We start from the raw sequence: 14797 nt of genomic DNA on the forward strand, positions 1-14797 counted from the left end.
GCGGAAACCGGGGCTGCAGCCCCCGCCCGCTACATCGTGCGCTACTCCGCCGGGACCGACGTTTCCTCGGCCGTGCGGAATCTGCGCTCGCGGAACATCGGCGTAGGGCGCACCTTCGCCAAGGCCATCCGCGGCGCCGTGGTGACGGCAACGCCGGGTCAGGCCGCGGAACTGAAGCGCGCGGCGGGCGTTGCCGCCGTCGAACTCGATGCCCCCGTGACGGCCGCCGACACCCAGCAGTCCGCAACGTGGGGTCTGGACCGCATTGACCAGCGCGCCCTGCCGCTGTCCGGGACCTACACCTCGGCATCCTCCGGCGCCGGCGTGAGCGCCTACGTGATCGACTCCGGCGTGCTGTCTGCGCACGCGGAGTTCGGCGGCCGCGTCGCACAGGGCTGGACGGCGATTTCCGACGGGCTGGGCACCGGAGACTGCAACGGCCACGGCACGCACGTCGCCGGCACCATCGCGGGAAAGACCTACGGCGTGGCCAAGGCGGCCACCGTGATCCCCGTCCGCGTGCTGGACTGCAGCGGATCGGGCTTCAACTCGGACGTCATCGCCGGGCTTGAGTGGGTGGCCTCCAACCACCAGGCAGGCACCCCGGCCGTGGCAAACCTGAGCCTCGGCAGCACCGCCAGCGCCATGGTGGACGCCGCGGTGCAGAGCATCATCAACGACGGCGTCACTGCTGTGGTCGCCGCCGGGAACTCCGCTGCCGATGCCTGCAACAGCTCCCCGGCGCGCGTGGCCGGCGCACTGACCGTCGCCGCGAGCGACTCCGCTGACAAGCAGGCGTCCTTCTCCAACTACGGCAGCTGCGTTGACCTGTATGCACCCGGAGTCGGCATCAAGTCCGCTTCCCCTGCCTCCACCACGGCCACGGCGCTGATGAGCGGCACCTCCATGGCGTCCCCGCACGTGGCCGGCGCGGCAGCCGTGCTGCTGTCCCGCTCGCCGGGTATGCTCCCCGCGGATGTGACGGCCAAGCTGCTTTCCGCCGCCACCTCCGGTGCAGTCTCCGCCGCCACCGCGGGAACCCCCAACCGCCTGCTGTTCACCGACCCCGCCGCCGCGGTCCTCACCGCGCCGGCAGTGACGGCCCTCAGCCCGGCAGCCAACTCCTCGGGCACCGCCGTGGCCACCAACGTCACCGCCACCTTCGGCTCGGCGGTCCAGGGCGTGAGCGGTTCCACCTTCATCCTCCGGAACGCCTCCGGAGCAACGGTGCCCGCTGCCGTCAGCTACGACGCCGCCACGCACACCGCAACCCTGAACCCCGAGGGCCTGCTCGGAGCATCGCAGAAATACACGGCCACGCTGACCGGCGGAACCGCCGCCATCCGCGACGCCGCAGGCACCCCCTTCGTAACGGGCAGCTGGTCCTTCACCACCGCCGCGGCCCCCACGGTCACCTCACGCACGCCCGGCGCGAACGCCACCGCCGTCGCGGCCGGCAGCAACATTACGGCCACCTTCAGCGCCGGTGTACAGGGCATCAGCGGCAGCACCTTCGTGCTGCACGGCCCGGGCGGCACCGTTGTTCCGGCGGCCGTCACCTACAGCGCCACCGCCCGGACCGCCACGCTGAACCCCGCGGCCAACCTCGCCAGTGACGCCAGGTACACGGTGACCCTGACAGGCGGGCCAGCCGGCGTCCGCGACGCCGCAGGCACCCCGCTGGCCACCACCAGCTGGACGTTCACCACCGGCCCGGCCCCCGTCATCATGGCCATGACGCCGCGCCCTGGCGCCACGCTGGTGCGCCGCGCCAACAACATCGCGGTGACCTTCAGCGAGGCCATCCAGGGTGCAGGCACCGGCACCGTCACGCTGAAAAACACCGCCACCGGCGCCAAGGTGACCGCCACTGTTACCCGCAACGGCACCACGAACCAGTGGATCCTGAACCCCTCGGCAACCCTGGCCGCGCGGACCGCCTACACGGTGAGCGTGACCGGCGGCGACGCGGCGGTCCGTGACCTGGCGGGCAACCCGCTGAAGTCCGCCAGCTGGTCGTTCACCACCGGTTCCCTCTGAGCCAGGCAAAACAGAGGCCGACGGCGGCACCCGCGTGCCGCCGTCGGCCTTTTCAGTTGCTTGGATGAAGGGTCAGCCTGAAACGGCTGGCAATGTTAGTAGCTGTGGCCGAAATCGACCGTCCCGTAGGCGCTGTCTTTCTTGGTTACGGTATGGGAGTACTTGCCGTCCTTGTCCTTGAAGCTGATCTTGACGACGTGGAACACCTTCTCCTCGCCACCCTTGCGGCCAGTGTCCTTGACCTCGGCCTTGGTGTGCTTCGTGACCTTGTCCTTGACGTTGTCAATCTTGCCGTAGCGGTCCTTGATCAGCACCCACTTGCCGTGTTTCTTCTGGAAGATCCAGTGGTCAAACTTCACGTCGGTTTTCTTGTTGCACCAGACTTTGAACTCGAACTTTACGTCCGCTGAGTTCTTGGCGTACTTGCCGTAGTACGCCTTCTCATTCACGTCCTTGGCCTTGACCCAGCACTCGATCTTTTTGTCGGGTTTGTAGTCGTAGCCCGCAGCCGACGCCGGTCCCGCGACCGCCAAGGAACCCCCGATCAGGCTCAAGGATGCCGCTGATACTAATGCGAGACGGGCTGCCAGAGGGCGCCGCTGCCGTGATGGCATGGTGGTTGTCATTGTTTCTCCCGCGAGGTGTGTTCGGGCATCACTGGCCGATCACGTGACGCGTGGAGACCCATCAACCACTTATGTCCGCTTTATGATCGTCCACCCGGACGAGCCGGGTGGCCCTGGAGCCGGATCCGCTTTCAAGGCAATTCGCCGGGGTCCGGTGTCAAAATTTTACCCCCAGAAGTGGGTGTCAACCCTTATTTACCGGAATTGTCAACCGGTAGCGGTTGTTTCACGGCGGTGGGCCGCTACGGGAAAGAGGCCGGAAGGGCGGCCGACGGCGGGCTGTCCCGGCGCCGGCCGCCGTCACCGTGCGCGGGGCTACTGGCGCAGGAAGTTGAGCAGCGCCTCGTTGACCTCTGCTCCGTGGGTCCAGAGGAGGCCGTGCGGGGCGCCGTCGATCTCCACGTACTCAGCCTCCGGCAGGGCCTTGCTGAACTCCCGGCCGGTGGCGTCAATCGGCAGGATGTTGTCCGCCGTGCCGTGCACGATCAGTGCGGGGACGTCGATCTTGGGGATGTCGGCGCGGAAGTCGGTGATCCAGGTGGGCTGGGCGGCCACCGAGGCGAACGCGCCGGAGCCGGCGGCGAGGTTCCAGCTCGCCCGGACGGACTCCTCGCTGAGCCGGGGGGTGCCGAGGAAGGTGTCGCTGTTGTAGAAGTTCTTGAAGAACTCGGTGAAGAAGGCGTAGCGGTCTGCCTTGACTGCCTCGGCGAGGCCGTCGAACACGGACTGAGGCACTCCGGTGGGGTTGTCGTCGGTCTGCAGGAGGTACGGTTCCAGGGACCCGAGGAAGGCGGCCTTGGCCACGCGGGCCGACCCGAAGGTGGAGAGGTACCGGGCCACCTCGCCGGTTCCCATCGAGAAGCCCACCAGCACCGCGTCGTTCAGGTCCAGGGTGGTGAGGACGGTGTTGAGGTCGCCCGCGAAGGTGTCATAGTCGTAGCCGGTGGTGGGCTTGCTGGACTTTCCGAAGCCGCGCCGGTCGTACGTGATGACCCGGTAGCCGGCGTCCAGCAGGGCGGCTGTCTGCTTTTCCCAGGAGGATCCGTCCAGGGGGTAGCCGTGGATGAGGACAACAGCCTGTCCGGTTCCGTGGTCTTCGTAGTAGAGCTCGATGTCGGTGCTGTTTTCCTGTCCAACGGTGATGTAAGCCATGTCAGCATTCCCTTCGGTCTCGTGAGAACGGACGTCCTCAAGCGGTGGTACCAACCTATCGGGATCGCGGGCCGGACGGGATTGAGTGCCGGCGCGCGGCCCGTCACAGGGCGTAGCCTGCAGGAATGGCAGCAGGGACCGGGATGTTGTGCAGGGCATGAAACGAATTGGCTTCCTCTCCTTCGGACACTGGGGCCCGGTGCAGGGTTCCCGCACCCGGACGGCGCGTGATGCGCTGCTGCAGGGTATCGAGCTGGCCGTTGCCGCGGAGGAGCTGGGCATCGATGGCGCGTTCTTCCGCGTGCACCATTTCGCACGCCAGCAGGCATCGCCGTTCCCGCTGCTGGCGGCCGCCGCGGCGCGCACCAGCCGCATTGAGCTTGGCACCGGGGTCATCGACATGCGCTACGAGAATCCGCTGTATATGGCGGAGGAGGCGGCGGCCACGGACCTTATCAGCGGCGGCAGGCTCCAGCTCGGCATCAGCCGCGGTTCACCCGAGCCTGCCCGCAACGGCGCCCGTGCCTTTGGTTACGCGCCGTGGGAGGGCGAGACGGATGCCGACATGGCGCGTCGGCACGCCGAGGAGTTCCGGCGGGCGATCGCCGGCGCCGGTGTGGTGGAAGCCGACCCGCGGTACGCCGGAGGGGCCACCGGGCTGCTGCCCGTCCAGCCCCGCTCCGAGGGGCTCTCCGAACGGATCTGGTGGGGCGCCGGGACCCGGAAGACGGCGGTCTGGGCGGCCGAGCGCGGGATGAACCTGATGAGTTCCACGCTGCTCACCGAGGATACCGGGGTGCCGTTCCATGAGCTGCAGGCCGAGCAGATTGCGATGTTCCGTGAGGCATGGGCAGCGGCCGGGCATGGCCGCGAGCCGCGGGTCTCAGTCAGCCGCAGTGTTCTGCCGCTGGCCGACGACGAGGACCGCCAGTACTTCGGGCTGAGCGCCCTCCGCGAAGGCCGCGACCAGGTTGGCGCGCTCGACGGCACGCTGGCCCGCTTCGGCAAGAGCTACATCGGTGAGCCGGATGCCATCGCCGCGGAACTTGCCGCGGATGCCGCGGTGCAGGCGGCGGACACGCTCCTGCTCACCGTCCCCAACCAGCTTGGCGTGGAGTACAACGCGAAGCTGCTGGGTAACATCGCCCGCCACGTGGCCCCGGTCCTGGGATGGGCGCCGCGGGAAGTCCGGGAGCAGGCGTAACCTACTGGCATTGAACGGTTCCTCCCGGATGCGCAGCTGCCAAAGCTTCGTGCTGGGGGCGGCACTCATCCTGATTGGCGCCGCGGTGGGCAGCTCGCGCGGGTTCCCGCGGCCGGTGGGCGACCTCATGGGACTATCCGGGGTCTCATACCTGGCCCAGGGCTGGATCATCGGGGCCGCAGGCTTCTCCGGCGGCAACACCGTGCCCACTCTCGCCGGCATCGTTCTCATCCTGGTCTGGACGCTCTGGATCCTGGTAAGTTCGCTGCGGCTGGCCTAGTTCCGGCGCCGGTCCCGGCGGCTGTGCCTAGACTGGGACGCGACCGGCATTTCCGAGTGAGAGGCAGTGGCATGACCGACAGCAAACGCAATCCGGAAGAGCCCAGCGACCTTCGGGGCCCTGGCGACCCGGACGCCGTCGAACAGGCGCAGCCCCATCCCGAGGCCGGCACGCCGCACAACATCCGTGAGGAACAGATGACGCAGGCGGGAGGCACGGTGCCCGCCAGCTATGTGGGCAGCGGGGCGCCGGAGGGCGGACACAAGCCGGAAGACGCCGCGGACGAATCGGGGCTGTGGGACGCCGAGGACAGGTAGCTAAAGCCAGGGGATGATCCTGTCGGCGCGGGAGCGCGTGGCTTCGATCAGGCGCGCATTGGCCGCGTCTGGCCCGTTGGCCCATGCCTCGGCCGCGGCACGGTCCATGCCAAAGAGCATGTGCCGTTCAACCAGGCGGGCAAGGCGCAGCTCATGCGGCGTGTCGATGAACCACACCTCGTCCAGTTGTGCACGCACCTGCTGCCAGCGCGGATCGTCGTTGAGCAGGTAGTTGCCCTCGGTGATGATGACGGGGACTGCGGCCGGAACCGCCAGCGATGCGGCCACCGGCTCATCGAGCGTCCGCCGGAAATCCGGGGCGTACACAACCTCCTCGTCCCGGCGCGCAAGCCGCTGCAGGAGCGAAAGGTAACCGCCGACGTCGAACGTGTCCGGCGCGCCCTTGCGCTGCCGCAGCGGAGTGCCGTCGATGATGGCGTTGCCCAGGTGGAAGCCGTCCATGGGCACCACGAGGGCGGCGTCGGAGCCGAGGGCGTCCGCGAGGCAGGCCGAGAAGGTGGACTTGCCGGACCCCGGCGAGCCGGCTACGCCGAGGAGAAGCCGTGTACCGGCGCTCAGTCGGCTGCGCAGTTGGGCGACGGCCTGCTGGATTTCCGCGGATTCGAAAGCCTGTAGGGACCGCGGCTCGGCGTTCGGAAGGGTCATGCACAGCATCCTAGGCGAGGCCCGGGATGCAGGCGTGTGCGGTGACGGGCGGAGGTTCAGTCGAGGGGGTTCAGTCGAGCGGAATGGTGATGGTGATCGCCGTGCCGGTTCCGGGGGCCGAGGTGATGCTCAGGGTGCCGCCCGCTTCCTCGACCGCCTGTGAAATGGTGCTCAGTCCGTGGCCGTTGACTTCTCCCGGCGCCGGCGGAACGGATTCGAAGCCGGTGCCGTTGTCCGCGACCATGAGGCGGATGCCATGGAAGACGGCGGCAAGCCGGACAGTCACATCCGTGGCGTGTGCGTGCTTGAACGTGTTGCTCAGCGCCTCCTGGGCAGACTGGTAGAGCAGGGAGGCGCAGCCGGATGAGATCTCCACGCCGTGGTGCGGTGTCTCCCAGCGCACGCACGTACCCTGGCGGCGCAAGGGGACCGTGAGCCTGTCGATGCAGCCGGCCAGCCCCAGCCGGTAGAAGTCCAGCGGCTGGCGGTCGGTGATGACACCGCCGACTTCGACGACTTCTTCAAGAGTTGCTGACTGGTTCATGACGGCCCCCCGCTTCCTTGCGGTCCTCGTTGCATGCTTTCCCTGGACGGATCGCTCCTCCAGGGGCTGATGCATTAAGGGTGGCGCCGGCCGATCAGGCTTGCCGCAGGTTTAGCCCGGGATCCAATCAAGTTTCCGCAAGATGTTCTGCAGCCACTTGTTCTGCCGTCAGGGGGCCATCATCCAGGGCTGGAGCGCGTGCTGGGGATACGTGGCGGCGTCGGCGGCGTCCAGCACTTCCAGCGCGGTCATGTGCGCGGCTGCCGCCACTTCACGGATCGGCTTGCCGTGCGTTACGGCCGCGGCAACTGCACTTTGCAGGGTTGCAGCCGCGGGGTCATGCTCTACTGCTGCGGATTCCAGCGTCGCCACGGCTTCTTCCACCGCGCGGATGTCTTCGTCCATCGGTACCCTCCTGTTTCTGCCCCATTGCAGTGACTCCTACTGTCTGGGGAGCTGCAACTGCTCCCAGACGAAGTGTCATGTTCCTAAAACAATAAGACAGACAGGTCTGTCTCTGCCAGTGCCAAGGTACACTGATTCTCTGATGAGTGCTCCTGATGCAACCGGGGATGCCTTGCTGCCTGAAGAGGTGCGTACCGGCCATAGTGAACCAGTGGACCGGATCCTCGCTACCGCCTACGAGCTTTTTTCGCACCGCGGTGTCCGCGACGTCGGAATCAATGAACTGATCGAGCGCTCCGGAGTGGCCAAGTCCACGTTCTACCGTCACTTCCCGTCCAAGGACGCACTGGTCCTGGCATTCCTGGCACTTCGCGACCAAGTCTGGACCGTGGACCTGATTGTCTCCGAGGCCAGGCGCCGGGGAACCACCCCCGAAGGACGCCTGCTGGCCATCTTCGACGTCTTCGGCGACTGGTTCCAGCGGGACGATTTCGAGGCGTGCACCTTCATCAACGTCCTCCTTGAGATGGGTCCCGGGCATCCGCTGGGGGAGGCCAGCATAGGCTACCTCGCCAGGATCCGCGGCCACATCCAGGCACTCGCCGAGGAGGCGGGCCTGGAACGCACTGACGAATTTGCCCGCTCGTGGCACATCCTGATGAAGGGCTCCATCATTTCCGCGACCGAAGGCGACTTCCTCGCCAACAAGCGGGCGCAGCAGATGGCCGGCTGGCTGATCGCACACCACCGGAACTGAGCCGGCCAGCCCGTTCAGTCGAGCCGCAACAGGTTCCGCAACGGAGCCGGGAGCCACTTCGGCTTTGGTCCGTCAGCTTGGTTTTCAGCACTTTCCATTGGCGCCTCCAAGGCGCCGGCTGCCGGCGGGAGGCAGGCGTTCTCACTCAGATGGCACAGCAGCGCTTGCTCGGGGGACCCGGGATGCGAGGCCAGGTGCTGGAGCAGCCGGCGCCGGGCGTCCGACTGGACATCCGTGGTGGCGAGGATGTCCAGGATGAGCTCGATGACCTGGGCGCGCATCACGGTCCGGTCGATCGACCTCAGCGAGTCGCTGCAGAAGACCTCCAGCGCGTCCGCTGAATCCTCGGCGCACCGGCCCGGTTCCGTGGCCGTCTTCACCCCTTCAGGCTCAGCAGGGGAGTGGGCATTAGCGTCCATCGGGACCTCCGGAAGTGGTCGCGTCTTCCTCCAGCGTCTTCACTGCGTTCTTCATCGCGGCTCCTCCATCGGCGGCATGATTCTTGCATGCTGCCAATGTGCGGCAGGTCTCCTGTGAAAACCTCGTTCCGGGGACCCCTCGATGGGAACGCGCCGGGCGGAAATTGGGGGGTCCATGCGGTGGAAAGGCATCGGCCAGGGCGGACGGCGGCCGCTGCCGCGGGAAAGTTCCGGGTTTTTCACAAGGAAACTCTCAGGATTCACGCGGCCGTGGACTGCCTTCGGCAAGAGACAAGCGCCCCGCATGGGCGTAGCTTTGTTGGTGTTGGGACCCGATCCGGTCCTCCGCATCCTGCAATGGGGCCGGAAGCTGACAGGAGGTAACAGCGATGACCAACATATTCAGGCGTGCCGGCGTCGACATCCCGGAACCCTTCCGGCGTCTCCTGGAGGGAGATTTGGACGCCTGGCTGCGGGTGGAGGAATACCGTGAGAGCGGCTCCCTGGTGGTCCGGGCCGAAGCGCCGGGTATCGACCCCGACAACGACGTCGACATCACCCTCGCCGGAAGCCAGCTGCAGATCACGGTCCGCCGTGAGGAAAAGTCGGAGCACAAGGAGCGGGAAGGGTACCGTTCGGAATTCCGGTTTGGCACGTTTTCACGGACCGTAAGCCTTCCCGCCCCGGTGAATCAGGAGGACATCCGTGCCTCGTACACCGACGGCGTCCTGGAAGTTCGCGTTCCGTTGACCGAGGAGCCCGCTGCGGGCGGCCACAAGATCCGCGTCTCCCGCGGCGCGGGATCGGAGGGTACCGCGCGCCCTGCGGGGCAGGACCCCCAAGGCCAGAGTTTCGGCGGCCCCTAGGCCGGCATGTCAGCCCTCGTAGTGCGTCCGCGCCGGGCCCCGGCCGAGGGCGTCAACGATTGACGTCGCAACGCTGTGCAGCTTGATGTTGCGGGTGCTCGACGCCGCCTTGAGCAGGTCGAAGGCTTCCTCCTGGCTGCACCGGTTCTGGGCCATGATCACGCCGACGGCGACGTCAATGACGGTGCGGGTTTCCAGGGTGGCCTTGAGGTTGGCGGCAGCGTCGCTGTAGTGGGCGAAGCGCACGGCCAGCCGCAGGGCCATTGAGGTCTGGCTGACGAAGTCCTGGGCCAGTTCCAGGACCCGGCCCTCGAAGCGGCCCGGACGGTGCGAGTAAAGGTTCAGGGCGGCCCGGGTCTCGCCCTCGAGGACGAACGGGATGGCGAGGATGGATCGGACGCCCTGCCCCAGAACCTTCTCCGCGTAGCTGCCCCAGCGGTCGTGCTTCTCAAGGTCTGTGATGTGGATGGTGACCTGGTCCCTGGATGCCGTCATGCAGGGGCCGTCGCCGAAGTCGTACTGGATCTCGTCCATGGCCTGCGCCTCGGGGCTGCTGCTCGCCACGGTTGCTGCCTTGCGGTGCCGCAACAGGGTCACGCCGCAGAGGACTTCGTCACCGGGTTCGGACAGGCTGCGTGCGGAAATCCGGGCAAGCTCGTGGAGGAATTCGCCCACGTCGGAGCTGGTGAGCACAAGCTCGTTGAGGTGTTCCGTGATTGAGGTTTCAGGTTTTGCGGTCGACTCGCTGGCCACGATTTTTCGGTACCGTTTCGCTCAGGTCAAGACGAACCGGCGGGCGCAGCGCAGGGGACCCCGTGGCCGGGGCGGTAGCAGCAAGCAAGGTGCCGGATCGAACAACAATCCAACGGCCTTCTGCTAAACCGTACCGAGAAAATATACACCAGAACCGCACGCGCCATGGCCGTGGTTACAGGCCCGGGCCCTAGGCTGGGGGAAGGTGCCGGGCGGCAGAAGCCGCTGCGGCCATCGGAGTACGGCCGCCCGGGCCAGGGCCGGCCAGCCAACAGGAGGAGGCCACGGTGAAAATTGCCGTAACGGGAGGCAGCGGAAAGCTCGGACGGAACGTGGTCCGCAGGCTTGTGGCGGACGGGCATTCGGTCCTCAACCTGGACCGGACCGGCAGCCGGGGTCCTGGCTTTGCCGCCGTGGATCTGCGTAACTACGGGCAGGTTGTGGACGTCATCCTGGGCCTGGACGACAGGCATCAGGGCGTCGACGCGGTGGTCCACCTGGGCGCCATCCCGGCTCCGGGCCTGGTGCCCGACGCCGCTACCTTTGAAAACAACATGCTGTCCACCTACAACGTGTTCCAGGCGGTCCGCAGGGCCGGCATCAAGAAAATTGTGTATGCCTCCAGTGAGACGGTGCTGGGACTGCCGTTCGACGTCGACCCTCCCTACATCCCGGTGGACGAGGAGTATCCGGCCCGCCCGGAGAGCACCTACTCGCTGGTCAAGCATCTGGAGGAGCAGATGGCCATCCAGATGACGCGCTGGGACCCGGAGCTGAGCATCGTTGGCCTCCGGTTCTCCAACGTCATGGACCCGGAGGACTACGAGGAGTTCCCGTCCTTCGACTCGGACGCCGCCCTGCGCAAGTGGAACCTCTGGGGCTACATCGACGCGCGCGACGGTGCCCAGGCGGTGGCACGCGCGCTGGACTACCGCACGCCGGGGTTCGAGGCCTTCATCGTCGCCAACGAGGACACCGTCATGAGCCGCTCCAGTGCCAGCCTGGCGGCAGAGGTGTTCCCGCAGGTGCAGGTGACCAAGGAACTGGGCGAGCACGAGACCCTGCTGTCCATCGACAAGGCCAAGCGGCTCCTCGGCTACGCGCCCGAACACAGTTGGCGGACCTACCACTCCAACCGCACGACGCCCACCGAGGACTGAGCGCCGTGAGCTGAGCGCGAACGTACACTTGTGGCCCCTGGGAAGCGCTTCCCAGGGGCCACAAGTGTACGTTCGCGCTGTCCCGCGGGGAGCGGGCGGTCAGGCGCGGGGCTGGAGGCCGGGCACGCCGTCGTCGATCCGGAAGGACGCCTTGGTGCTGACCGCGGAACCCGGGGCGTTGACGTAGTCCAGCACGCGGAAGTCAGCCGTCAGGGAATCCTTGGTGATGGTGGTCCGGACGTAGCCGCGCTGGTCGTTGTAGAACTTCAGATGCTCGTTCCAGGCCATCGTGGGGTCTGTGACGGAACCCGTCCCGTTGCCGGTGGAGGTGACGGACGTGCACACCAGCTCCGAACCCACCACGGGTGCATCCGGGTTCTTGTAGTCCACCTTGACGTTGTTGGCCCAGTTGCGGTGCACGTCGCCGGTGAGGACGACGGCGTTGCGCACGTTCGCGTCCACCCAGCCCTGGGTGATGCGGCGGCGGGAGGATGCATAGCCGTCCCAGCCGTCCATGGACATGTCGTCGATGTCGGCGGCCTGGTTGCGGTCCCGCTCGGCGAAGAACACCTGCTGGCCCAGGAGGTCCCAGCGCGCCTTGGACTTCCGGAAACCGTCCAGCAGCCACTGCTCCTGCTCGGCCCCGGTGATGGTGCGGTTGTCCGCCAGGCGCTCCTCGACGTTCTTCCGCCAGCCGTCCCCGGCCAGCTGGTCGTCGCGGTACTGGCGCGTGTCCATCATGTGGAAGTTGGCGAGCTGGCCCCACTGAACCGTGCGGTAGATCTTCATGTCCGCACCGGCAGGCATGGACGGCGCGCGCAGCGGCATGTTCTCGTAGTATGCCTGGAACGCGGCTGCACGGCGCTTCCGGAAGTTGGCCGCAGTGTCGTTCAGCTGGGCCGGGTCCGCGTTTTCGGGTACCTCGTCGGCCCAGTTGTTGTCCACCTCGTGGTCATCCCAGACCACCAGCCACGGCGCGGCGGCATGCGCAGCCTGCAGGTCGGCGTCGGCCTTGTACTGGGCGTGGCGCTGGCGGTAGTTCTCCAGCGTCACCGTTTCCGGGCCCTCGTGGTCGCGGACGTTCCCGCCGGCGGTCACGTAGGAGCCCTTCTTGTACTCGTACTGGTAGTCGCCGAGGTGGAGGACCAGGTCCGGCTGGTCCTCGGCGAGGCGGCGGTATGCCGTGAAGAAGCCGTGCTCATACTGGGCGCAACTGGCGAAGGACATGGCCAGGGCGGCCGGCGTTTCGTACCAGGCCGGGCTGGTCAGTGTGCGGCCGACGGGGCTGATGTGGCGGCCGGCGCGGAACCGGTAGAAGTACTCGCGCCCCGGCTTGAGGCCGCGCAGCTCCGCGTGGACCGAGTGGGCGCTTTCCGGCAGGGCCTGCTCCACGCCGCGCTGGACCACGTTCCTCATGCCGGCATCCTCGGCGACCTCCCAGGCCACGGTGACCACGCGGGAGGGCATGCCGCCCAGGCCGTCTTCCGCGAGCGGTTCGAGCGCGAGCCGGGTCCAGAGTACGAAGCCGTCGGGCCACGGGTCGCCGGACGCGACGCCGAGGGTGAAGGGGTCGGTGGGAAGGCTCGCCTCGGCATTCCGGGGATCGGCGACGGCGGTGCCCGGCAGGGCGATAACGAGGCCGGCGCCGAGGCTGCTGGTGATGAGTGTTCTGCGCGTAATGTCCATGGCCCCGAACCTAACGAGGCAGCTTGGACGGGCGAGGACGCGCGCGTGAATCGCGAGTGAACGGTAACACGCCGTCCGGCGAAGCGGCGTGCAGCCAGGCTGAGCGACGCTACTTGGACGGCTGGGGCACTTCGCAGGTCAGCTTGGGGTTCGCGCCCATGTAGTTCAGCGGTCCGGCGGCGATGGTGATCGCCACGGTCCCGGCCTCCGTGCAGGAGTCCGGGGAGCCGCTGAAGTAGCCCCGCTGGAACGCGGCGAACACGCCGACGATGAGCCAGATGACCACAAGCGTTCCGATGATCCTCACGGCAGCCTCCGTAGCCCCGTTGCCACTTCAATGTGTGACTAATTATCCACCGCGGCTGTCATTCCGGACAGGGCTACCGGAACCGGTCTATCGGTTCTGCCTGGTCGGCGGGGCTGCAGCCCGGTCAGCTCGGTTCGGTGGTATCCACCGGTGTTTCCTCCACGTCCGGGGTGTCCTCCGCCGTGGCAATCTGGCTGTCGCTGGGGGTTTTGGCTCCGGTGCTGTCCGTGCCCTCTTCCGGTTCGAAGGTGTTCGGCTCGCCCGCTCCCACGGCGACGCCGGAGCCGGAGTCCGGGACGCCGTCGCCCTGGGTCTGAGGTGGATCAGTCTGTGGTGAAGTGCCGCTGTTCTGGCGGTCCTGGCCGGTTCCTTCAGTGCTCATGTTGTCTCCTGAGACCTTGTGGGGCTGGAAGTTTTACCGTAACAGCGGGGGAGGGCATCCGTAAGGGGGCTTAGGATTTTCTGGCACCGGGGATAACCTTCACATCTAGACAGTTTTCCTCAGTGCACAGGTGGTCTTTCAGGTGGCAGAAGAATCAACGCGCAAGCAGGGCCGGTGGCGGGTCTTCCACGACAAGTTCGTGGTGGAAGAACGCTATATGGAACCCGGCGCCAGAAAAGGCCTTTACGTGACGGCGATCATCCTTGCCCTTGTGGGGGCAACCGTCTTCTTCTTTGCTCTCTCAGGTGTCCAGGACCATGACGGGCTGGCCAGCGCAGATGAAGAATCGTGGAGCTGGCTCCTGACTACGCGCAGCCAGGTGCTGACCGTGGTGATGATTGTCCTGGCTGTCATTTTCGGGCCCGTGGCGCTGCCCATCATCGTCCTCGTTGTCACGGTGGCATGGGGCATTCTGGCCAAGCACGCCTGGCGTCCGATTCTGCTGGCGGCGGCAATGCTGACCGGCGTGGGACTGGCGCAGCTCATCGGCAGGTCCGTGGACAGGCAACGCCCTCCGGTGGACCAGATGCTGTTCGGCGCAGACCACACCTTCTCCTTTCCGTCGGGGCATGTTCTGGGGGCCTCGGACTTCCTGCTCATAACGGCGTTCCTGGTCTTTTCACGCCTCCGGAAACCAAAGACCACGGTGGTCGGTTTTGTCTTTGCCATCATCGGAGTCATTCTGGCGTCCGTCAGCCGCCTGTACCTCGGCTACCACTGGGTGAGCGACGCCGTGGCCTCCGTTGCGCTCTCGCTGGTGGTGCTCGGTGCCGTGATCGCCGTGGACACCTGGCGCACCGCCCGCGTGCCCGGGGAACGGGTTACCGGCGAGCTGTCCAAGGCAGATTCCCCGGACTGACGGCATGGCCAACGAAGCTGATGTCCGCCGGATCTGCCTTGCCCTGCCGGGTGTAACCGAGCGCCCCAGCTGGAACCAGCCCGCGTGGTTCGCCAAGACCCTGATGGCGCGTATCTGGGAAACCGGTGTGCTCACGGTCAAGACAGCGGAGCGCGAGGCTTTGTCCGGAACGGATCCGGAGACGTACTTTTGGACACCGCACCATGAGCGGTCGCCGCAGCTGGTCCTTGTCCGGCTTTCCAGGGTCGACGGCGACCAGCTCGCCGAACTGCTCGAAGACTCCTTCCTGCTGGCCGGCGGCCGCCTGTAGGTCC

At 66.8% G+C, this 14797-nt stretch carries 19 protein-coding genes; 9 read left to right on the plus strand and 10 right to left on the minus strand.

Annotation, left to right across the window (positions count from 1 at the left end; all coding sequences use genetic code 11):
- Positions 1-72: 72 nt before the first annotated feature.
- A complete protein-coding gene (locus R5O87_RS17355) occupies positions 73-2040 on the plus strand; it encodes an Ig-like domain-containing protein (protein WP_410556885.1) in 1968 nt (655 codons plus the stop codon).
- A 95-nt stretch (positions 2041-2135) separates the two neighbouring features.
- On the opposite strand, the gene R5O87_RS17360 is transcribed toward R5O87_RS17355, so the two are convergent.
- Together R5O87_RS17360 and R5O87_RS17365 are read right to left on the minus strand one after the other, a co-directional pair.
- On the minus strand, positions 2136-2594 hold the full coding sequence (locus R5O87_RS17360) for a hypothetical protein (protein WP_410556886.1): 459 nt from the start codon (positions 2592-2594) through the stop codon (positions 2136-2138).
- 387 nt (positions 2595-2981) lie between these two features.
- Complete coding sequence (locus R5O87_RS17365; RefSeq protein WP_410556887.1) at positions 2982-3818, minus strand: alpha/beta fold hydrolase; 837 nt, start codon at positions 3816-3818, stop codon at positions 2982-2984.
- A 157-nt stretch (positions 3819-3975) separates the two neighbouring features.
- Between R5O87_RS17365 and R5O87_RS17370 the strand changes: the two genes are divergently transcribed.
- From R5O87_RS17370 to R5O87_RS17380, 3 genes are all read left to right on the plus strand, one after another.
- Positions 3976-5022: an LLM class flavin-dependent oxidoreductase gene (locus R5O87_RS17370; RefSeq protein ID WP_410556889.1), complete on the plus strand. Its 1047-nt coding sequence runs from the start codon at positions 3976-3978 to the stop codon at positions 5020-5022.
- A 28-nt stretch (positions 5023-5050) separates the two neighbouring features.
- On the plus strand, positions 5051-5302 hold the full coding sequence (locus R5O87_RS17375) for a hypothetical protein (protein ID WP_410556891.1): 252 nt from the start codon (positions 5051-5053) through the stop codon (positions 5300-5302).
- A gap of 71 nt (positions 5303-5373) precedes the next feature.
- On the plus strand, positions 5374-5619 hold the full coding sequence (locus tag R5O87_RS17380) for a hypothetical protein (RefSeq protein ID WP_410556892.1): 246 nt from the start codon (positions 5374-5376) through the stop codon (positions 5617-5619).
- Here R5O87_RS17380 and R5O87_RS17385 read toward each other — a convergent pair whose 3' ends face one another.
- The 3 genes from R5O87_RS17385 to R5O87_RS17395 all read right to left on the minus strand — a co-directional run bounded on the left by R5O87_RS17385 (position 5620) and on the right by R5O87_RS17395 (position 7234).
- Positions 5620-6285: a nucleoside/nucleotide kinase family protein gene (locus tag R5O87_RS17385; protein WP_410556894.1), complete on the minus strand. Its 666-nt coding sequence runs from the start codon at positions 6283-6285 to the stop codon at positions 5620-5622.
- Between the two features lie 70 nt (positions 6286-6355).
- The gene (locus R5O87_RS17390; RefSeq protein ID WP_410556895.1) at positions 6356-6829 is read right to left on the minus strand and encodes a sensor histidine kinase; all 474 of its coding nucleotides are present in this window, start codon (positions 6827-6829) and stop codon (positions 6356-6358) included.
- Between the two features lie 168 nt (positions 6830-6997).
- A complete protein-coding gene (locus tag R5O87_RS17395) occupies positions 6998-7234 on the minus strand; it encodes a hypothetical protein (RefSeq protein ID WP_410556896.1) in 237 nt (78 codons plus the stop codon).
- 142 nt (positions 7235-7376) lie between these two features.
- On the opposite strand from R5O87_RS17395, the gene R5O87_RS17400 reads away from it, so the two are divergent.
- A complete protein-coding gene (locus R5O87_RS17400) occupies positions 7377-7991 on the plus strand; it encodes a TetR/AcrR family transcriptional regulator (protein ID WP_410556897.1) in 615 nt (204 codons plus the stop codon).
- Positions 7992-8005: 14 nt separating this feature from the next.
- Here the strand turns inward: R5O87_RS17400 and R5O87_RS17405 are convergent, their stop codons facing one another.
- Positions 8006-8410, minus strand: coding sequence for a hypothetical protein (locus R5O87_RS17405; protein ID WP_410556898.1), 405 nt, complete (start codon positions 8408-8410; stop codon positions 8006-8008).
- A gap of 389 nt (positions 8411-8799) precedes the next feature.
- On the opposite strand from R5O87_RS17405, the gene R5O87_RS17410 reads away from it, so the two are divergent.
- Complete coding sequence (locus R5O87_RS17410; protein ID WP_410556899.1) at positions 8800-9276, plus strand: Hsp20/alpha crystallin family protein; 477 nt, start codon at positions 8800-8802, stop codon at positions 9274-9276.
- Between the two features lie 9 nt (positions 9277-9285).
- On the opposite strand, the gene R5O87_RS17415 is transcribed toward R5O87_RS17410, so the two are convergent.
- Complete coding sequence (locus tag R5O87_RS17415) at positions 9286-10029, minus strand: ANTAR domain-containing protein (RefSeq protein WP_410556900.1); 744 nt, start codon at positions 10027-10029, stop codon at positions 9286-9288.
- 287 nt (positions 10030-10316) lie between these two features.
- Here R5O87_RS17415 and R5O87_RS17420 point away from each other — a divergent pair, with 287 nt between their 5' ends.
- Entirely contained in the window at positions 10317-11189 is an 873-nt protein-coding gene (locus R5O87_RS17420; RefSeq protein ID WP_410556901.1) for an NAD-dependent epimerase/dehydratase family protein, read from the plus strand.
- Positions 11190-11288: 99 nt separating this feature from the next.
- On the opposite strand, the gene R5O87_RS17425 is transcribed toward R5O87_RS17420, so the two are convergent.
- The 3 genes from R5O87_RS17425 to R5O87_RS17435 form a co-directional block, all read right to left on the minus strand.
- Complete coding sequence (locus R5O87_RS17425) at positions 11289-12875, minus strand: alkaline phosphatase D family protein (RefSeq protein WP_410556902.1); 1587 nt, start codon at positions 12873-12875, stop codon at positions 11289-11291.
- 109 nt (positions 12876-12984) lie between these two features.
- On the minus strand, positions 12985-13182 hold the full coding sequence (locus R5O87_RS17430) for a hypothetical protein (RefSeq protein ID WP_331575395.1): 198 nt from the start codon (positions 13180-13182) through the stop codon (positions 12985-12987).
- 124 nt (positions 13183-13306) lie between these two features.
- On the minus strand, positions 13307-13564 hold the full coding sequence (locus R5O87_RS17435) for a hypothetical protein (protein WP_410556903.1): 258 nt from the start codon (positions 13562-13564) through the stop codon (positions 13307-13309).
- Between the two features lie 142 nt (positions 13565-13706).
- Here R5O87_RS17435 and R5O87_RS17440 point away from each other — a divergent pair, with 142 nt between their 5' ends.
- Both R5O87_RS17440 and R5O87_RS17445 read left to right on the plus strand, forming a co-directional pair.
- Complete coding sequence (locus tag R5O87_RS17440) at positions 13707-14483, plus strand: phosphatase PAP2 family protein (protein ID WP_410556904.1); 777 nt, start codon at positions 13707-13709, stop codon at positions 14481-14483.
- A gap of 4 nt (positions 14484-14487) precedes the next feature.
- A complete protein-coding gene (locus R5O87_RS17445) occupies positions 14488-14793 on the plus strand; it encodes an MmcQ/YjbR family DNA-binding protein (RefSeq protein ID WP_410556905.1) in 306 nt (101 codons plus the stop codon).
- Positions 14794-14797: the final 4 nt, after the last annotated feature.

The sequence above is a fragment of the Arthrobacter globiformis genome, assembly GCF_046536215.2.
Lineage (GTDB): Bacteria > Actinomycetota > Actinomycetes > Actinomycetales > Micrococcaceae > Arthrobacter > Arthrobacter globiformis_E.